Raw genomic sequence first — 18,251 nt, forward strand, 5'->3', positions numbered from 1 at the left:
CGGCTAGCTCAGCGGGTGAAGTGCTCGGCGCCGCCCACATACTCCGTGTGACCCGTGGGAACATCCGCGGTAGCCATGGCTACGATCTCCGCCGCGAACTCCTCGACTGAATAGAGGCGTCCTGCTACCTGCCGTCGTGCTTCGATTGCGCCGGGGGCGGCCCGGTCAAGCAGGGTGGCGGTTACAGTGCCCTCGATCATGTCGCCGGAAACCACCACGAACGTGATGCCCTGCTCGGTCAACGCTGGAACCATCTCGCGAAGCGCATCCTCGCCGGCGCGCTTGCTGCGCGCGACAGGCTCATAGGCGTCCATGGTTGGAACCGAGTTGATGAAGTGTGCCTGGTGGCTCGTGACGAAAACCACACGGGAGCCGGGCTTCATGACCGTCAGCGCCGCCGAGAGCATACCGACCTGTGCATCCCGGTTCAGCTTGAGTGCGTAGTCCTCGCCCAGACCGGTCTCCATGCCGCCGGAGGCGTTGAGGACCAGCAGGTCGAGTCCGCCAAAATTCTCAACGGCCGCATCGACGAGCGCCTGCGCACCCTCAGGTGCTGTGAGGTCCGCGCCAACGGCCACTGCGCGGCCACCCGCGGCCTCGATACCGGCGACCACCTTGTTGGCACGGGGTGCCTTCTGACGGTAGTTGACGACGACGGCGGCACCCTGCTCTGCCAGCAGCTTCGCCACCTCCGCCCCAATACCGCGGGACGAACCCGTAACAATTGCAGTTGTGCTGTCCAGTGCGCCCATGAGCGATGGTCTCCTTGATTCGGATTTTGTCTGTTGCGTTGATGGATCGTTATTCAGGCTGCCTGACGGCCTGGATCAGTGACCCATTCCAAGTCCGCCGTCGACCGGGATGACGGCACCGGAAATGTACGCGGCTTCGTCGCTCGCGACCCAGCGGACAACGTTCGCGACCTCGTCCGCCTCGGCGAATCGGCCTGCCGGGATGGAGGACAGGTAGTTCTGCTGGGTTTCCTCCGGCAGTGCTGCCGTCATATCCGTGTTGATGAAGCCTGGAGCAACCACATTGCACGTTATTCCCCGGGAACCAAGCTCCCGTGTCAGGGAGCGGGCGATGCCGACCAGGCCCGCCTTCGATGCGGAATAGTTGATCTGACCGGGTGCACCGTACAGGCCGGAGACTGACGAGATCAGCACGATTCGTCCCTTGCGCAGGCGGATCATCCCCCTGCTGGCCCGCTTGATGACCCTGAACGAACCGGTGAGGTTGGTGTCGACCACGTCGGTGAAGTCGGCCTCGCTCATGCGAAGCAGCAGGGTGTCCCGCGTGATTCCTGCGTTGGCGATCAGCACCTCAACAGGTCCGTGAGCGTCCTCGACCTCGCGGAAAGCTGTGTCAATCTGCTCCGAGTCAGTGACGTCGGCCTTCACTCCGAGCATGCCCTCCGGAACGTCGCCACTGCGGTACGTGATGGCAACGCGGTCACCGTTGGCAAGGAAGGACTGCGCGATAGCCAGCCCGATCCCCCGATTGCCCCCCGTCACCAGAACGCTGCGTCCGGTCTTCTCGTCGGGCGTTCCAGCGGTGTTCTGTTCCTGCACGGAGGGGTCCTTTCGGATGGTGCGGTGCCTACGTCCGTTCGATCCTAGCGGCGAAACCGGGAACTTTAACAACGGCTAAGGGAGTGAGACAATAGAAGAGTCCCTTGGAGTGTGATGTTCAAGCTGAACCATCAGTCAAAGCGCCGTCCGGAAATCCATAACATCAGTGATGCCCGCGAAGCTCACAGTGATGAGATGCGCCAGCGGATGATCAAGTATTCCCTCTCGATGGGAATCCGCATGGTTTGCCTCATCCTCGTGTTTGTGGTGGAGGGATGGCTGCAGTGGGTGATGATCGCCGGAGCGGTGTTCCTGCCCTACTTCGCGGTCATCATCGCGAACGGCGGGAGCGACACCAGCAACCTGACCCACAGCGACTCGCTGCTGGAGCGGGCGCCGGCACCGGAACTCGAACCTCCGCGCCCGGTCGCCGAGGATGAAGGGCCGGTAACGCTGCAGGGCGAGATCATTCCGGACGAACCGGACACGGAGCAGGAACCACACGGGAGGGAAGGGGCAGCATGAGCATTTTCGACCAGCTCTCCGGCGCTGCGCCGCGGGCAGCCGAAGGGCCTGCTGTGTCCGGAGGCCCCAAGTGCTCCCGCAAGGCGTGTGGGCAGAACGCGTCCTGGCAACTTCTCTGGAATAACCCGCGCATCCATACACCGGACCGCAGGAAGGTCTGGTTGGCCTGTCCGGAGCACCGGGAGTGGCTTCAGGATTACCTGGTTACGCGCGGCCTCTGGAAGCAGACACTCCCGCTGGAAGGCAGTCCGGCGTCGTCGTGAATATCCTGAAATATCTGGCGACACCGCGTTGGTTCGGCTGGTTGGCGCTCGTCCTCGTGCTGGCCGCGGCCTGCTCCGCCCTGGGTCTGTGGCAACTGGACCGGCGGGACCAGGCCGCCGCCACTGTAAACACGGTCCAGGCCAACTACGATCAGGAGCCGGTTCCCTACGCCCCGCAGCTCTTCACATCGTTCGACGATGCGGCTGAATGGACACCTGTCACGCTTGTTGGTGAGTATGACTCCCCCAACCAGCGCATCGTCCGCAACCGGCCGCTCAACGGTCAGCCGGGCTATGAGGTTCTGGTGCCGCTGAAGCTGGAGGACGGCAGCGCCGTTGTCATCAACCGCGGCTGGCTGCCCATCGGCAATAACCAGGCCGGCCGGCCGGACGACGTTCCGGCGGCCCCCGACGGCGAGGTCACCGTCGTCGCGCGCATCCGGCCCGCCGAGCCGGCGCTGGACCGGTCGGCGCCGGAAGGACAGCTCGCTTCGATCGATCTCACCACCTACGGGCAGCAGCTGGACTACCCCATCGCCACTGCCTCCTATGGTCTGCTGGCCGGTGAGACGCCGGCTCCTGCCACTGCGCCTGTGGCCCCGGCCAAGCCGGCCATCGACCTCGGCCCCCACCTGTCCTACTCCATGCAGTGGTTCGCCTTCGGCGTGCTTCTCTTCGTGGGGCTGGGTTATGCGGCAAGGCAGCAATACCGCATCGACCATGAAGACGAGGATGCGCCGGCGGCTCCCGTCCGTGTCCGACGACGCCCTTCCTCCGAAGAGGAAGAGGACGCCATCCTCGACGCCCGCGGGCTCTAGGCCAGCGTCACCAGCTCAAGGTATTCGTCGTTCCACAGGTCCTCGACGCCGTCGGGCAGAAGCACCACCCGCTCCGGGTTGAGTGCGTCCACAGCCCCCTCATCGTGGCTGACGAGGACGACTGCGCCCGAATAGTTCCGAAGCGCTCCGAGGATCTCAGCGCGGCTGGCGGGGTCCAGGTTGTTGGTCGGTTCATCGAGCAGCAACACGTTGGCCGACGACGCCACGATAGTCGCGAGTGCCAACCGGGTTTTCTCGCCGCCGGAGAGCACACCGGCGGGCTTGTCGACGTCGTCACCCGAGAACAGGAACGACCCGAGAATGCCGCGCACCTCGGCGTCGCGCATATCCGGTGCGGAGGAACGCATGTTCTCAAGCACGGTGCGGTTGGTATCGAGGGTTTCGTGCTCCTGGGCGTAGTAGCCCACCTTCAGCCCATGCCCGGGGATAATCTTTCCGGTGTCGGGCTTGTCCACCCCGGCGAGCATCCGCAGCAGGGTCGTCTTGCCCGCACCGTTGAGACCCAGGATCACGACCTTGGAACCGCGGTCGATGGCGAGGTCGACGTCGGTGAAGATCTCCAGCGATCCGTAGGACTTGCTGAGTCCTTCCGCTGTCATCGGTGTGCGGCCACAGGGCGCAGGTTCCGGGAATCGCAGTGCTGCGACCCGGTCGGACGCGCGCACCTCGTCGAGACCCGAAAGCATCCGCTCCGCACGTTTGGCCATGTTCTGGGCCGCCACTGCCTTGGTGGCCTTGGCACGCATCTTGTTGGCCTGGTCGAGAAGTACCTGGGCCTTCTTCTCGGTGTTCGCCCGCTCCCGCTTCCGGGCCCGCTCATCCGTCTCGCGTTGCTGGACATAGCGCTTCCAGCCCATGTTGTAGAGATCGATGGTCGACCGGTTGGCATCGAGATGGAACACCTTGTTCACCGTCGCCTCAAGCAGGTCGACGTCGTGGCTGATCACGATCAGCCCGCCCTGATGGTTTTTCAGGAAGTCCCGCAGCCAGGTGATCGAGTCGGCGTCGAGGTGGTTGGTCGGTTCGTCGAGAAGCATCGTCTCGGCGCCGGAATAGAGAATGCGCGCGAGCTCGACGCGGCGGCGCTGACCGCCCGAGAGCGTCTTGAGCGGCTGATTCAGAATCCGCTCCGGAAGCGCAAGGTTCGAGGAGATGGCCGCTGCTTCGGCCTCAGCCGCATAGCCGCCGTGAGCGAGGAATTCCGCTTCGAGACGGTCGTAGCGGGCCATGGCCTTGTCTCGGACTGCGGTATCTTCACTGGCCATCTGGTCCTGCGTCTGGCGGAGCTTTCCGACCACGACATCCAGGTTGCGTGCGGAAAGGATCCGGTCCCGTGCCAGCTGTTCCATGTTGGGCGTGCGTGGGTCCTGGGGCAGATAGCCTATTTCCCCCGTGCGGCTGACCGACCCGGCTGCAGGCAGGCTTTCACCTGCCAGTACGCGGGTCAGGGTTGTCTTGCCGGCGCCGTTGCGCCCAACAAGGCCGATTTTGTCCCCCCGGTCCACCCTGAAGGAGACCTCGTCCATCAGCAGCCTTGCGCCCGCGCGCAGTTCAAGATTCGACACGGTAATCACGTGGCTGGGCCTTTCCTGTCCCGGCATCACGCGCCGGGCCTCAATATTGTAGGAACCCTACAAAAGTGTTTGGTTCTCTCCGCACTAATCTCGGTAAGTAACAGCTCACCGTTGTGTAGATCCCACAGAAAGCTTCACGATGCAACAGACGAATCCGGCCCCGCACTCCTCGCCCACCGATGTGTCGGCGCGGGCGCGTCGATCCTGGAATGCAACCGATCTCTCGCTGATCGCGGTGTTCGCGGCCGTTGTGGCCGTCAGTGCCATCCTACCCGCTATACCGGTCGGTCAGGTGGGGGTGCCCATCACGCTGCAGACACTGGCAATCATGGTGACGGGAATTGTGCTCGGTCCATGGCGGGCCGGAGCGGCGCTCACGCTGTATGTTGCGGTTGCGCTGGCGGGGTTGCCCATCTTCAGTCAGTTCCGGGGCGGCATCGGCGTACTCTTCGGTCCGTCTGCCGGTTACATCATCGCCTTTCCGGTTGCGGCGGTCCTTGTCGGGTTCCTTGCCCGTCTGGTGTTCCGCAGATTGGACCGCCACCGCTTCCTCGGTCTCTTCGCCGCCTGCACCATCACGAGTCTTCTCATCACCCATCCCTTCGGCATCATCGGAATGATGATCAACGCGAAACTGGACCTCGGCGCGGCAATCGCCGCGGACGTCGTCTTCCTCCCGGGCGACATCCTGAAGAACCTGGCAGCGGCCGCAATCGGTCTCAGCGTCATCAAAGCGTTCCCCCGCCTGCAGTCCCGTCCCTGAACCGCCGCAGTGATCATATTCAAGGGCGCCGCAGTCAGGGCCGAGCACCCCGCCACACGGCAAATCCTGGAGCCGCTGCACCTGACCCTGGCTGAAGACCGCATCAGCATCATCGGCGCCAACGGCTCCGGCAAGTCCACGCTGCTGAAGCTGATCAATTCACTGGTCCTGCCGACCTCCGGGCAGGTGCTGGTCAACGGACTGGACACCGCGCGGAAGGGCTCCTCGGTTCGACGCGCAGTCGGCTTCATGTTCACCGACCCGCTGTCCCAGCTGATCATGCCCACGGGCCGCGAAGATGTGGAGCTGTCACTGCGCCGCCGGCACCGGAACGCCGAGGAGCGGCGAAGCGCGGCCGAAAAGGTGCTGGACCGGTTCGGACTTGTGCACCTTGCCGACCAGAGTGTCTACGACTTGTCGGGCGGAGAACGGCAACTCCTCGCCCTTGCCGTTGTGCTTGCCACCGAGCCGGAGGTGCTGCTCGCCGATGAACCGACCACCCTCCTGGACCTGCGTAATGAGGAACGGGTTCGCCGGATGTTCCGCGGGCTGGAGCAGCAGGTCGTTTTCACGACGCACTCGCTCGACTTCGCCCTCCAGGCCGACCGCACCCTGGTCATCGACGGAGGCCGGGTGGTGTTCGACGGTAAACCAACGGAGGCGGTCGCTGCATACCGGCGTCTCAGTGTGCGGGATGTCGCCCATGAGGAACCGCGGCGATGAGGGGGCACGCGAGCCTGCTGGGCGCCTACGTCGAACGCAATTCGCTCCTGCACGCTGCTCCCCTCTGGGCGAAGTTCATGCCCGTGGCGACGCTGTCAGTCCTCGTCCTCATGCTGAATTCGCCGCTTGCAACCCTCGTCGGCCTGGGCCTGGTCGTCCTGGGCTATCTTGTCGGAGCGCGGCTCACCCTTCGCGAGCTGGTGCAGCCGCTGCTGAGGATGTGGCCGTTGATCCTGATTCTTGGAGCATTCCAGTGGTTCAGGTCCGGTCCCGAAACGGCCTTCACGGTGGTGGGGAACATCGCCGTCTGCGTGCTGGCTGCACTGCTCGTCACATTGACAACCCAGAGCCAGCGCCTGCTCGACGGCCTGGTCTTCCTGGCACGCCCGCTCCGGCCACTCGGCGTGGATCCGGAGCGTCTCGGGCTGACCATCGCCCTCATGCTGCGCAGTATTCCCTACCTCGTGGGGGCGGCTGAAGACTCTCGCGACGCCGCCCGCGCCCGCGGCCTCGAGCGCAATCCGCGCGCTCTCATCCTTCCGGTCTTCATCGGTGCAGTGGCATATGCGCACCAGACAGGTGAAGCGCTGGCTGCCCGCGCTCTCGCCGACTCCGACGACGACGGCTGACCGGGCGCGGTACGCGCTCCTGTTTCTGCTCTGATCCTGTTTCCGCCCCCGAGAAACCTCTCCTACCGTAGAGACACAGGCCGGAAAGCGGCCGCTGTTCCGACCCCGCCGGCGGCGCTCACCGCCGCCACCGACCAGCCGCCGTCGTCCTCGCGCTGGGACGCCTGGCGGAGGAGATTCGCAACGAGCATGGCGCCGGACGCCCCATAGGGGTGCCCGTAGGCGAGGGCACCGCCGTGAAGATTCAGATTCTCCGGTGCAACGCCGATCAAAAGTGCCGATGCGAGGACCTGTGCGGCGAATGCCTCGTTGTACTCCCACGTATTGATGTCATCCGAAGAGAGCCGCAGTCCGTCAAGGAGCTTGCGCACGGCAAACGCGCCCGCGGTCCCGAACAGTGCGGGCGGTCCACCCGAAACGGCCGAGCCGCGAAATTCAAGGATGGTCCCGAAACCTGCGGCGCGGGCATGATCGACGGTTGTGACGACGGCGACCACCGCGCCGTCGGCGTCGGCACACGAATTGCCTGCCGTGACGCTTCCGGCGGTCCTGAATGCAGGCGGGAACCGCGCCATGAGAGCAGCCGACATCGTGCGTAGTGACGTCTCATCGGCCCCGCAACCCCCTACGGGGACGATCTCCGCGGCCATGGCGTCATGCGCTGCGGCTGTGCGTGCATAGCTGGACAACGCGTACCGGTCCTGCTGCTCCCGCCCGACACCGAAGGCGGCGGCGACGTTCTCGGCCGCTTCGCCGGCGTCGGGATCGCCCTGTTCCTCCGGCGCAAACTGAGCGCGGGAATAGAAGTCCGGAGCGCCCGGCAGGGACGTCAGGCGATGCGCCCGCAGCGGGGCTGTACTGCAGCTCTCCACTCCCCCGGCGAGGAACCAGTCGCCGGCTCCCGATTCGACCAGCCGGCACGCGAGCACGATAGCGTCGAGCCCGGAAGAGCACTGCCTGTCGACGGTGAGGCCGGGTACCGCGTTCGGAAGCCCTGCTGTCAGGGCGGCCAGCCTCGCGACATTGCCACCGCCGCCAGTGGCGTTACCGACGATGACATCATCAATGTCTTCGGCAGCCAGCCCGGCGTCACGCTGGGCCGCAGGAAGGACGGCGGCGAGCAGCTGGTGAGCCTCGATTGCCGCGTGCACACCCCGCACCCGCCCGAACGGAGTACGGCGGCACAGGACCACTGCTGCCCGACGGCGGTAGTCCGGCTCAAACGATGGGTTCAAGCTCACTCTCCTTGGCCAGGACGGCAGCCTGCAGCGCCGCACGATCCGGTTTCCCCGCTGCAGTCAGCGGGAGGGACGCTGTCCGGAAAAGTGACCGCGGGACCTTTCCCACCGGCAGAAGTTGTTTCAGCCGGGCCCGCAGCACCGGCACGTTGATAGCGGTACCTCCGGGCGCCTCGATCACGGCGGCGAGGACAGCACCACGTCCGGCGTTCGGAACACCGACCACGACGGCGGACGGGTAGCCGGCCTCGGTCAGGGCTGCCTCGACCTCGGCCGGATAGACATTGGTACCGGCGACGACCACCATGTCGCCGTTCCGCCCGGTCAGATGCAGGGCACCGTCGTCGTCAATCCAGCCGCGGTCCTGGACCGTCACCCAGTCCCCGTGCCGCTGGAACGCGCGACCGTCATCGCCGAACAGGTATCCCTCGATGGCCGTGTCAGTCCGGACGAAGATCGTCCCTGGCCGGTTCTCCGGCGTGGCGCCGTCGCGCTCTATCCGGAGGTGCACGCCCGGAAAGGGGCGTCCGACATTGTCCCCGGCGTTGCCGTCCACGCGTCTGGCGGTGACGATGCTGAGCTCTGATGCCCCGTAGTACTCAAAGATCCGTGCGGCGGGTGCCGCGCGGCCGATGATCGCTGCTTCCGCCGGGGACAGCCGGGACCCGCCCGAGACGACCGTGCGCAGGTGGGGCAGTGTTCCCGTCGTGCGGTCGAGTGCGATCCGTAAGGCGGAAGGGACTGCCACGAGGTGCTCGATCCGTTCGGTGCGCAGGATCTCCGCCAGATGCGGGCCTTTCGCGGATGCCGCCCCGGGTGCCGGGGCATGAAAGGTCGCACCGGCGAAGAGGCACTCCGCCAGAGCGTACAGGCTGAGGCTGGCCGCCAACGGACCCGGCGCGAGCACGCGGAGGCCGGGGGCGACACCGAACCAGTCAACGCTCCGTTCCAGGGACCGCGACCACGAGCCCACGGTACGTACAAATCCTTTCGGGACGCCGGACGTGCCGGATGTGAATCCGCAGTAGAAGCGGGCGCCGGCCGGCGCCTCTCCCAGGGGCGGCGCATCGCCCCTGTGCTCCGCTCCGCCGGTGAGGATCGCTGCCGGCCTCAGTTCATCGAGGACCCTGACGCGAAGCGCATCGGGCAAGGCCGGGTCGAGAACGGCGGCGCACCTGCCCCGCCCGACGAGGGCGGTGAATGCGACAGTGAACTCGAGCGGATCGGCAATGTCGACGCCAATGAGGTTCCCCGCCGGCAGCCGGAGGCGGGCTGCACGCATAGCAAGCTCGCCGTAACTCAATCTACGGTCACCAACAACGACGGCGGCGCGCAGGGGTTCGCTCGCAGCGAAGTGGAGCAGACGATTGATGAAGGGCATAAGCGAACGAACTTCCTCTTCTGGAGGTACGCAAAACGTTAGTACATTGGTGCCCATGTCCAGCACTTCGGCGGCGCTGCGTTTCAGCCACAATGAAACCCCTCTTGTCCTATGACGGCGGAGATCCGGATCGTCCAGGGCGACATCACCACCCAGACTGTTGACGCCGTCGTGAATGCGGCGAATTCAGCCCTGCTCGGGGGCGGCGGGGTTGACGGCGCCATTCATGCCGCAGCCGGCCCGGACCTACTGGAGGCCTGCCGTGCTCTCCGCCGGGATTCGCTTCCTGACGGACTGCCGGTCGGTCACGCAGTAGCGACCCCCGGCTTCAGGCTCCCGGCGCGCTGGATCATCCATACCGTCGGGCCAAACCGCCATGCCGGTCAGACCGACCCGGCTTTGCTGGAATCCTGTTTCCGCCGCAGCCTTGACGTAGCGGACGAACTCGAGGCCCGCTCCATCGCCTTCCCGGCGATCAGCGCTGGCATCTTCGGCTGGGATCCGGAAGAGGTGGCCGGGGCAGCGTTCACAGCCGTCGCAGATTACGACGGCGGCGTCCGGGAGGTCAGGTTCGTCCTGTTCTCCGCCGGCCTTGCTCAAACCTTCCGGAAGGTGCACGCGAACCGCACCGTCTGACACGAGCACAGGATCCGACCCAATGGAGAAAGGGCGGCAGCGCACAGTGCGCTGCCGCCCCCTTCCGGGCAGAACGGTCGTAAGAGACCCGCTAGATGTTGAAGCCGAGGGCGCGCATCTGGTCGCGTCCGTCCTCGGTGATGCGCTCCGGGCCCCACGGCGGCATCCAGACCCAGTTCAGCCTCCAGTCGTCGACTGTTCCATCCAGCGCCTGTCCGACCTGCTCCTCGATCACATCGGTGAGAGGGCATGCGGCGGTGGTGAGGGTCATGTCAATCAGGAGAGCGCCGTCGTCGGCATACTTCAGGCCGTACAGGAGGCCCAGGTCGACGATGTTCACACCGAGCTCCGGGTCGATGACGTCCTTCAGCGACTCTTCAACATCCTCAAGGGACGTCTGTGCTGCATTCACATCGCTCATGTGGAGGAGCCTTTCTCTCTCGGAATGCGGTGGTCAGGCGCCGGCGGTTGCGGTACCGGGAACGAGGAAGCGGTCGTAGCCTTCTTCCTCAAGGCGGTCGGCGAGCTCCGGGCCACCCTCCTCGGCGATGCGTCCGTCAACGAAGACGTGTACGAAGTCCGGCTTGATGTAACGAAGGATACGCGTGTAGTGGGTGATGAGCAGCGTGCCCATCTTGCCCTTGCTGTGCTCACGGTTGACGCCCTCCGAGACAACCTTCAGCGCGTCGACGTCAAGGCCGGAGTCGGTCTCGTCCAGGATCGCGAACTTCGGCTTGAACAGTTCAAGCTGAAGGATCTCCACGCGCTTCTTCTCGCCGCCGGAGAAGCCCTCGTTGACGTTGCGCTGGGCGAAGTCTGCGTCGATGCGCAGCTGCGTCATTGCTTCCTTGACGTCCTTGGTCCAGTGGCGGAGGCTCGGAGCCTCACCGTCGAGCGCAGTCTTGGCGGTGCGCAGGAAGTTCGTCATGGTGACGCCCGGAACCTCGACGGGGTACTGCATCGCGAGGAAGAGACCGGCGCGGGCGCGCTCGTCCACGCTCATCTCGAGGACGTTTTCACCGTCGAGGGTGATGGAGCCGCTGTCCACGGTGTACCGCGGGTGGCCCGCGATCGTGGAGGCGAGGGTGGACTTGCCGGAGCCGTTCGGGCCCATGATGGCGTGGGTCTCACCGGTGTTGATGGTCAGGCTGACGCCTTTGAGGATGGGCTTGGTGCCCTGTTCCGTCTCGATGCTGACGTGCAGATCCTTGATCTCAAGGGTGGACATCTGGAATTTCTCCTTTGCATCCTGCATGCGCAGGGTTGCTCAAATATTCGGAAGTGTTAGCTGTGTGCTGGTTCAGCCGCGGTCTGGGACGGGGGCCGAGTTGATCACGGTAGTGACGTCCACGTAGACCTCTTCACCGTGGATCTCCAGGGCGAACACAGGCACAGGTTCGTAGGCCGGCAGCTGAAGCGGCATACCGGTACGCAGGTCGAACTGGGAACCGTGTCCCCAGCATTCGATCCTGCAGCCTTCAACATCCCCTTCGGACAGGGAAATATCGGCATGTGAACAGGTATCCCCAATGGCGTGGATACCGCCGTCGGAGTCCTTCACGATGGCCACCGGGTAGTCGTCGATCAGGATCCGCAGAGCCTGCTTCACCTCGATGTCGTTCACGTTGCAGACCAGCTCGCCCTTCGGCGATGATCCGTTCGACGGTGATTCTGTCATCAGTAGTTCCCTGCAGCCAGCTCGCGTTCCACGGCTTCCGTGAGACGCTCTTCCAGGACGGGGACCTTGATCTGCTGAATGACCTCATTGAGGAATCCCCGCACCACCAGGCGGCGTGCGGTTTTTTCATCGATGCCTCGGGCCATCAGGTAGAACAGGTGCTCGTCGTCGAAACGGCCGGTGGCGCTTGCGTGGCCGGCACCCTCGATCAGGCCTGTTTCGATCTCGAGGTTTGGCACGGAATCGGACCGCGCACCATCGGTCAGCACCAGGTTGCGGTTGACCTCGTAGGTGTCCGTTCCTTCTGCTTCCTTCCGGATCAGGACGTCGCCCACCCAGACGGTGTGTGCGTCCTTGCCCTGCAGCGCGCCCTTGTACGTGACGCGGGACTTGCAGTTCGGTACGGCGTGGTCCACCAGCAGTCGCTGCTCAAGGTGCTGTCCGGCATCGGCGAAGTACAGACCGTACATCTCGACCTCGGAGCCGGGAGCGGTGAAGAACGACGACGGCGTCAGGCGCACAAGGTCGCCGCCGAGGCTGACCACGACGTGCTTGAAACGTGCGTCGCGGCCCACCTTCGCCTGCTGCGAGGAAACGTGAACGGCGTCGTCGTCCCATTCCTGCACGCTCACCACAGTGAGCTCAGCGCCGTCGCCCACGACGATCTCGACGTTCTGGGCAAGGACGGTGCTGCCGTGGTGGTCGAGGACGACCACGGCGCGCGAGAACCGGCGAGCGTCGATGATCAGGTGCTGGGCAGCCGGGGCGTTGTCGCTTCCGCGCACGCTCACGGTCACCTCGCAGTCAGCAACGGTCTCCTCGGGAATGGTAACCACTGTTGCGGTAGTGACGGCTTCCCAGGCGGCGGCGGAGACCCGGTCCTCGGGAACGGCTGCCGAGCCGAACCGTGCGTCGTCCCGGCTGACGGTCTCAACCTGAATGTTCGAAGCGCCAGTGACGGTGACCGAGGGGCCCTCACCGGTCAGCGGGGCGGAGTCCAGCCCGCGCAGGCGCTTGAGCGGCGTGAACCGCCAGTCCTCCTCGCGGCCGGTCAGTGGAGCGAAATCGGCCAGGCGGTAGGACTTCAGCCGCTCTCCGCGTGACGCCTCGGGCACGACTGGCTCGTCGCCGTGGCTATGGCGGCGCGCACCATGCTGTTCGGTGCCGGTGTTCAGCGGAGAGAGGTTCTCGCCCTCCTCGGTGAAGCCGTCGATGGCAATCTTCTCGGCGCTTGACGGGGCCCCGACCCGGGCCTTCTCATCGCTCAGGCTTTCGGACAAGTCAGGGCTCAACTGTGAGGTTTCGGCCATTAGCCTACGGCTCCTTCCATCTGGAGTTCGATCAAGCGGTTCAGTTCGAGGGCGTACTCCATGGGGAGTTCACGCGCAATGGGCTCGATGAATCCGCGAACGATCATCGCCATCGCCTCATCCTCGGGCATGCCGCGGGACATGAGGTAGAACAACTGCTCCTCGCTGACGCGGGAGACGGTAGCTTCGTGGCCCATGGTGACGTCATCTTCGCGGATGTCCACGTACGGATACGTGTCAGACCGGGAAATGGTGTCAACGAGCAGCGCGTCACAGCGCACCGTGTTAGCGGAGTGCGAGGCGCCCTCCCGGACCTGGACGAGGCCGCGGTAGGCTGCGCGTCCGCCGCCGCGTGCAACCGACTTGGAGATGATCGAGGACTTGGTGTTCGGCGCAATGTGTACCATCTTCGACCCGGTGTCCTGGTGCTGGCCCTCGCCTGCGAAGGCGATCGAGAGCGTCTCACCCTTGGCATGCTCGCCTACCAGGTAGACGGCCGGGTACTTCATGGTGACCTTCGAGCCGATGTTTCCGTCGATCCACTCCATGGTGGCGCCCTCGTGCGCGATGGCGCGCTTGGTGACGAGGTTGTAGACGTTGTTGGACCAGTTCTGGATGGTGGTGTAGCGAACGCGGGCGTTCTTCTTCACGATGATCTCTACTACGGCGGAGTGCAGCGAGTCCGACGTGTAAATCGGCGCGGTGCAGCCCTCGATGTAGTGAACGTAGGAGCCCTCGTCGGCGATGATGAGCGTCCGCTCGAACTGGCCCATGTTCTCGGTATTAATCCGGAAATATGCCTGCAGCGGGATCTCGACATGCACGCCCGGGGGAACGTAGACGAAGGAGCCGCCGGACCATACAGCGGTGTTCAGCGAGCCGAACTTGTTGTCGCCCACAGGAATGACCGAACCGAAGTACTCCTCGAAGAATTCGGGGTGCTCGCGCAGCGCTGTGTCGGTGTCCATGAAGATGACACCCTGACGCTCGAGTTCCTCGTTGATCTGGTGGTAGACAACCTCGGACTCGTACTGGGCAGCGACGCCAGCAACAAGGCGGTTACGCTCAGCCTCGGGGATACCAAGCTTCTCGTAGGTGTTCTTGATGTCCTCGGGCAGCTCTTCCCAGCTGGTGGCCTGCTTCTCGGTGGAGCGCACGAAGTACTTGATGTTGTCGAAATCAATCCCCGACAGGTCCGCACCCCATGCGGGCATGGGCTTACGGTCGAAGTACTTCAGGCCCTTGAGCCGCATGTCGAGCATCCACTCGGGCTCGTTCTTCTTGGCGGAGATGTCGCGAACGACCTCTTCATTAAGACCGCGCTTGGCGTTGGCACCGACGTCGTTCTTGTCGGCCCAGCCGTACTCGTAGTTGCCGATGCCGTGAAGCTCCGGGTTCCTCTCGAGGATGTCGCTGATCACTCCTGCCGGCACGGCGTCGGGAACCAATGCCTTCTGATCTGTCTGATCCGTCATCACGGCCTTCCTTGCTGATGGTTGGAGACGTTTGTTGAGAATGGGTGAGGCGCCGGTTCAACGGCACCCGGTGGCGGGCTGCCGGAAAGACCGGCGCGCGCTATCCGGCCAATAGGTATGTGGGTGGTGCAGACATGTCCGCCACTTGCCAGGGTCGATAGCCTCCGGACGTCCACGCCGAGGAGGCGGGCAAACACTTCCGTCTCCTGCTCGCAGAATTCCGGAAAAGCGGACGCTAGTTCCTGGATCGGACAGTGCCCCTGGCAGAGCTGCACGCTCAACATGGCGGCATTCGGCGCGTTACGTCCGATCTCCCGGGTGGAGCCCACAAACCCGTCCTGGCTCAGGGATTCTGCCAGCGCAGCTGCCTTGTCTTCAATGCGGTCGCCTGCTGATTCCACAACGGGTCGATACCGCTGCTCCATGTCGGCGAACCGGCTGGCTGCAAACTGGCGAACGGCGTCGGGCCCTGCCGCTTCCCGCAACTGACCTAAAGCGGCTTGCGCAATATGCAGATAATCATTGCCGAGCCTCGTCTGACCGCGCTGGCTCAGCACGTATCGCCGCGCCGGCCGGCCGGCGCCCGGTGAGGGATTGCCGATCACCTTGACTTCGATGAGGCCGTCGCGGGACAGGGCGTCCAGGTGCCGCCGGACGGCTGCCGGGGTGTAGCCCAGCCGGTCGCCCAGCTCTGCGGCGCTGACCGGCCCGTGCTCCAGCACCGCGGAAAGTACCTTGTCCCTGGTGCGCTCGTCGACGGAGCGCCGCGAATCGGCGTCGTCGGTCCCACTGATAGCGGCGGCTGCCCTGGCCTGCCCGGACACCACTGAATGTGACATCGCGAGGCCTCCTTAGGGTTCGCCGGGAAAAGAGCCGGGCGGCACCCGACCAATTAAGACAACATAAGCGTGCCCTAATCTATTCCAGATCCTCACCCGCTTCCAGTAAGGCGAGGCTACCCACGGAAAGGAGCCCACCCAGTTACTACGTGGCGTAGAATTATGCGGTGCCTCCCTCCTCCCCCGCCGTCGAAGTGAGCGGACTTGTCAAGGACTTCGGCCCGGTGCCATCCCTCGACGGCAAGATGATCCGGGTGCTCGACGGCGTCAGCCTGCGCGCTGACAAAGGCCGCGTTACCGCGTTGCTCGGGGCCAACGGAGCAGGTAAGACCACCACCCTCGAATGCGCTCAGGGCCTGCAGAAGGCCAGCGGAGGAACCGTCCGCCTGCTGGGCGAGGACCCCTGGCGTGCCGGTGCCGACCTGCGCAGCCGGGTGGGGATCATGCTCCAGGAAGGCGGCCTACCCCCCGCTGTCCGGCCCCTGCCCTTGCTGCGCCACATCGCCGGCATGTATTCCGCGCCTCGGGATGTTGACGACCTGGCCACCAGGCTCGGTCTCCACTCCTTTGCGCGCACCACCGTGCGGCGCCTTTCAGGCGGCCAGAAACAACGGCTCGCCCTCGCGTGCGCGCTCGTCGGAAACCCCGAAGTGTTGTTTCTGGACGAGCCGAGCGCCGGCCTCGACCCGCAGTCCCGCAACATCGTGTTCGAGCTGATCAACGAGCTCCGCACGGAAGGTCTCGCTATCATCCTGACCACCCACCTCCTCGATGACGCGCAGAGACTCGCCGACTACGTGTACATCATCGACCAGGGCCAGACCGTCCGGCAGGGAACGGTCGCCGAGTTGACCGCTCACGCCTCAGACGCCGCCCGCGAGCTGAAGTTCGAAGCCTCGGCCCGCCTGCCGCTGCCCACTGCCCGCCTTCCGCACCTCGAGGTCATCGAATGCGCACCGGGCCAGTACCAGGTCAGCGGCGCACTGACGCCGAAGGACCTCGCGGTGCTGGCATCCTGGTGGGCCGAGGAGGGCATCCTCCCTTCCTCTATCTCCCTGACCTCCCGCTCACTCGAAGACGTATTCTTGGACATCTCAGGACGGAGCATCCGATGAGCGCATCCCCGCTGACGGTGCGCGTACTGCAGCACGGAAAATATGAGACTGTTGCCATGCTCCGCAACGGCGAGCAGCTTGTTCTTGCCATTGTGCTGCCGATGCTCGCCCTCGCGGCGATCGCCGTAACGCCGTTCTTCGATGTCCTGGGCGTGCCCCGGCTTGGGACCGGAACTCCCGGAGTGATTGCGCTGTGTGTCCTGTCCACGGCCTTCACCGGGCAGGGAATCGCGACGGGATTCGACCGCCGGTACGGCGTGCTTCGCTTCCTTTCCACCACGCCCCTGGGCCGCAGCGGACTGATCCTCGGCAAGATTCTCGCCGTCGGCGCTGTGCTCGCTCTTCAGCTAGTGGTCATCTGCACGACGGCGGTACTGCTCGGTTGGGAACCGCCCCTTACCGGGGTTCTCCCGGCGCTTCTGATGCTGATCCCGGGAATCGGGGCCTTCACTGCGCTCGGGCTGCTGATAGCGGGCACCCTCCGGCCTGAGGCAACCCTGGCCGTAACGAACCTGGCCTGGATCCTGCTTGCTGCCGTAGGAGGCACGATCATCCCCCGCAGTGCCCTGCCGGATGCCATCGAGCCCATCGTTGCAATTCTGCCGTCCGCTGCCCTCGGCGACGGCCTTCGGGCTGCACTGACATCCGGCACGTTTGATTTCCTGTCCTTCGCACTGCTCAGCGGATGGGCTGTCGTCGTGGGATTGGCCGCCGTCCGCTGGTTCAAATGGAGTTAGGAACATGACTCAGCTCTCCCCCGCTCGCGTAACCGACCGTCTGCCAAGAACGGTCACGCCGACCGTGCGCATACTGGCGCTGGCCTCGCTCATCTCCCAGATCCTCATTGTCGTCACCGGTGGTGCGGTTCGGTTGACCGCCTCCGGACTCGGCTGCCCCGAGTGGCCGCGATGCACAGCGGATTCCATGGTCACTACGGCCGAGATGGGTATCCACGGAGTGATCGAGTTCGGTAACCGCCTGCTCACGTTCGTCCTGACCGCCATCGCGATCGCCATGCTCGTTTCCCTTTGGAACATGCGCAAGACCCGTCGCGACCTCTTCATTCCCGCTGTCCTGCTTCTGGCAGGCATCCCTGCCCAGGCGGTTGTCGGCGGGATTACGGTTCTGACCCAGCTCAATCCATGGGTCGTCGGCTGGCACTTCGTCATCTCCATGGTCCTGATTGCCGTGGCCACAGTACTGGTGAACCGGAGCAGGCTTTCCAGCGCAGAGACTGCTGCCGATAACCCACCCCGCGCCACTCCCTTACTCCGGCAGCTCCTCGGCGCAGCCGCGGTGCTGGTGGCCGTCGCGGTGCTGCTCGGCGTCGTTGTCACGGGCTCCGGACCTCACGCGGGCGACGCCGGTGCGGCCCGCAACAACCTCAACCCCGACCTGATGACCCGTATCCACGCAGCGCCGGTGTACCTGCTGGTCCTGACCGTGCTCGTCCTGGTGGTGGCCGCATACCGGCTCCGGGTCGCCCCCCGGCTGAAAGCCGCGCTGGTTCTCCTTGCCGTCGTCGTGTTCGCACAGGGTGGGATCGGCTACCTGCAGCACTTCCTTCACCTGCCGGTCGCACTGGTCGCGCTGCACATGCTCGGTGCTTCACTGCTGACCGCAGCAATGGCCCACGCTGTCTATGTCGGCTATACGCGCCGCACGGTTGACGAGCTATCCCAGGTCAGCTGA

General features: G+C 64.8%; 21 protein-coding genes. 10 read left to right on the forward strand and 11 right to left on the reverse strand.

All coding sequences use genetic code 11. The annotated features are described in order from the left end of the window. Window positions 1–8: 8 nt before the first annotated feature. The gene (locus AC5RU3_RS05655) at window positions 9–752 is read right to left on the reverse strand and encodes an SDR family oxidoreductase (protein ID WP_493965014.1); all 744 of its coding nucleotides are present in this window, start codon (window positions 750–752) and stop codon (window positions 9–11) included. Between the two features lie 75 nt (window positions 753–827). Next, a complete protein-coding gene (locus AC5RU3_RS05660; protein WP_309072335.1) occupies window positions 828–1,571 on the reverse strand; it encodes a beta-ketoacyl-ACP reductase in 744 nt (247 codons plus the stop codon). 114 nt (window positions 1,572–1,685) lie between these two features. On the opposite strand from AC5RU3_RS05660, the gene AC5RU3_RS05665 reads away from it, so the two are divergent. From AC5RU3_RS05665 to AC5RU3_RS05675, 3 genes are read left to right on the forward strand one after another with little or no spacing between them, the layout of a single operon-like run. Then, on the forward strand, window positions 1,686–2,096 hold the full coding sequence (locus AC5RU3_RS05665) for a DUF3099 domain-containing protein (protein ID WP_309072336.1): 411 nt from the start codon (window positions 1,686–1,688) through the stop codon (window positions 2,094–2,096). Then, a complete protein-coding gene (locus AC5RU3_RS05670; RefSeq protein WP_309072337.1) occupies window positions 2,093–2,359 on the forward strand; it encodes a hypothetical protein in 267 nt (88 codons plus the stop codon). The genes AC5RU3_RS05665 and AC5RU3_RS05670 overlap by 4 nt, the downstream gene beginning before the upstream one ends. 2 nt (window positions 2,360–2,361) lie before the next feature. Continuing rightward, complete coding sequence (locus AC5RU3_RS05675) at window positions 2,362–3,177, forward strand: SURF1 family cytochrome oxidase biogenesis protein (RefSeq protein ID WP_493965150.1); 816 nt, start codon at window positions 2,362–2,364, stop codon at window positions 3,175–3,177. On the opposite strand, the gene AC5RU3_RS05680 is transcribed toward AC5RU3_RS05675, so the two are convergent. Next, window positions 3,174–4,772 (reverse strand): ABC-F family ATP-binding cassette domain-containing protein, encoded by a 1,599-nt coding sequence (locus AC5RU3_RS05680; protein WP_309072338.1) that lies wholly within the window; start codon window positions 4,770–4,772, stop codon window positions 3,174–3,176. The genes AC5RU3_RS05675 and AC5RU3_RS05680 overlap by 4 nt on opposite strands. 139 nt (window positions 4,773–4,911) lie before the next feature. Between AC5RU3_RS05680 and AC5RU3_RS05685 the strand changes: the two genes are divergently transcribed. Genes AC5RU3_RS05685 through AC5RU3_RS05695 form a run of 3 tightly spaced genes read left to right on the forward strand, consistent with a single transcriptional unit; the run spans window position 4,912 to window position 6,887 of the window. Beyond that, window positions 4,912–5,535 (forward strand): biotin transporter BioY, encoded by a 624-nt coding sequence (locus tag AC5RU3_RS05685; RefSeq protein WP_493965015.1) that lies wholly within the window; start codon window positions 4,912–4,914, stop codon window positions 5,533–5,535. Between the two features lie 9 nt (window positions 5,536–5,544). Then, window positions 5,545–6,258 (forward strand): energy-coupling factor ABC transporter ATP-binding protein, encoded by a 714-nt coding sequence (locus tag AC5RU3_RS05690; RefSeq protein ID WP_493965016.1) that lies wholly within the window; start codon window positions 5,545–5,547, stop codon window positions 6,256–6,258. Next, window positions 6,255–6,887 carry an energy-coupling factor transporter transmembrane component T family protein gene (locus AC5RU3_RS05695; RefSeq protein WP_493965017.1) on the forward strand — a complete coding sequence of 211 codons (633 nt, stop codon included), beginning with the start codon at window positions 6,255–6,257 and terminating at the stop codon, window positions 6,885–6,887. The genes AC5RU3_RS05690 and AC5RU3_RS05695 overlap by 4 nt, the downstream gene beginning before the upstream one ends. Before the next feature lie 62 nt (window positions 6,888–6,949). Here the strand turns inward: AC5RU3_RS05695 and AC5RU3_RS05700 are convergent, their stop codons facing one another. Together AC5RU3_RS05700 and AC5RU3_RS05705 are read right to left on the reverse strand one after the other, a co-directional pair. Continuing rightward, window positions 6,950–8,122 carry an acetyl-CoA C-acyltransferase gene (locus AC5RU3_RS05700; protein ID WP_493965018.1) on the reverse strand — a complete coding sequence of 391 codons (1,173 nt, stop codon included), beginning with the start codon at window positions 8,120–8,122 and terminating at the stop codon, window positions 6,950–6,952. Beyond that, the gene (locus AC5RU3_RS05705) at window positions 8,106–9,506 is read right to left on the reverse strand and encodes an AMP-binding protein (RefSeq protein ID WP_493965019.1); all 1,401 of its coding nucleotides are present in this window, start codon (window positions 9,504–9,506) and stop codon (window positions 8,106–8,108) included. The genes AC5RU3_RS05700 and AC5RU3_RS05705 overlap by 17 nt, the downstream gene beginning before the upstream one ends. Before the next feature lie 111 nt (window positions 9,507–9,617). Between AC5RU3_RS05705 and AC5RU3_RS05710 the strand changes: the two genes are divergently transcribed. Further along, on the forward strand, window positions 9,618–10,142 hold the full coding sequence (locus tag AC5RU3_RS05710; RefSeq protein WP_458117096.1) for an O-acetyl-ADP-ribose deacetylase: 525 nt from the start codon (window positions 9,618–9,620) through the stop codon (window positions 10,140–10,142). 91 nt (window positions 10,143–10,233) lie between these two features. Here the strand turns inward: AC5RU3_RS05710 and AC5RU3_RS05715 are convergent, their stop codons facing one another. The 6 genes from AC5RU3_RS05715 to AC5RU3_RS05740 form a co-directional block, all read right to left on the reverse strand. Further along, window positions 10,234–10,563, reverse strand: coding sequence for a metal-sulfur cluster assembly factor (locus AC5RU3_RS05715; RefSeq protein ID WP_309071140.1), 330 nt, complete (start codon window positions 10,561–10,563; stop codon window positions 10,234–10,236). A 33-nt stretch (window positions 10,564–10,596) separates the two neighbouring features. Beyond that, window positions 10,597–11,370, reverse strand: a complete 774-nt coding sequence (gene sufC, locus AC5RU3_RS05720) for a Fe-S cluster assembly ATPase SufC (RefSeq protein WP_309071141.1) — start codon at window positions 11,368–11,370, stop codon at window positions 10,597–10,599. Window positions 11,371–11,442: 72 nt separating this feature from the next. Further along, window positions 11,443–11,820 carry a non-heme iron oxygenase ferredoxin subunit gene (locus AC5RU3_RS05725; RefSeq protein WP_458117095.1) on the reverse strand — a complete coding sequence of 126 codons (378 nt, stop codon included), beginning with the start codon at window positions 11,818–11,820 and terminating at the stop codon, window positions 11,443–11,445. After that, window positions 11,820–13,130 carry a Fe-S cluster assembly protein SufD gene (gene sufD / locus AC5RU3_RS05730; protein WP_309071143.1) on the reverse strand — a complete coding sequence of 437 codons (1,311 nt, stop codon included), beginning with the start codon at window positions 13,128–13,130 and terminating at the stop codon, window positions 11,820–11,822. The genes AC5RU3_RS05725 and sufD overlap by 1 nt, the downstream gene beginning before the upstream one ends. Further along, the gene (gene sufB / locus AC5RU3_RS05735) at window positions 13,130–14,605 is read right to left on the reverse strand and encodes a Fe-S cluster assembly protein SufB (RefSeq protein WP_309071144.1); all 1,476 of its coding nucleotides are present in this window, start codon (window positions 14,603–14,605) and stop codon (window positions 13,130–13,132) included. Before sufB ends, sufD begins: the two co-directional genes overlap by 1 nt. Beyond that, window positions 14,605–15,444 (reverse strand): helix-turn-helix transcriptional regulator, encoded by an 840-nt coding sequence (locus tag AC5RU3_RS05740; RefSeq protein ID WP_309071145.1) that lies wholly within the window; start codon window positions 15,442–15,444, stop codon window positions 14,605–14,607. The genes sufB and AC5RU3_RS05740 overlap by 1 nt, the downstream gene beginning before the upstream one ends. A 167-nt stretch (window positions 15,445–15,611) precedes the next feature. Between AC5RU3_RS05740 and AC5RU3_RS05745 the strand changes: the two genes are divergently transcribed. From AC5RU3_RS05745 to AC5RU3_RS05755, 3 genes are read left to right on the forward strand one after another with little or no spacing between them, the layout of a single operon-like run. Next, window positions 15,612–16,559: an ABC transporter ATP-binding protein gene (locus AC5RU3_RS05745; RefSeq protein WP_309071146.1), complete on the forward strand. Its 948-nt coding sequence runs from the start codon at window positions 15,612–15,614 to the stop codon at window positions 16,557–16,559. After that, entirely contained in the window at window positions 16,556–17,296 is a 741-nt protein-coding gene (locus tag AC5RU3_RS05750; RefSeq protein ID WP_309124019.1) for an ABC transporter permease, read from the forward strand. The genes AC5RU3_RS05745 and AC5RU3_RS05750 overlap by 4 nt, the downstream gene beginning before the upstream one ends. 4 nt (window positions 17,297–17,300) lie before the next feature. Continuing rightward, window positions 17,301–18,251 (forward strand): COX15/CtaA family protein, encoded by a 951-nt coding sequence (locus tag AC5RU3_RS05755; RefSeq protein ID WP_309071148.1) that lies wholly within the window; start codon window positions 17,301–17,303, stop codon window positions 18,249–18,251.

Source organism: Arthrobacter sp. MDB1-55 (genome assembly GCF_059092925.1).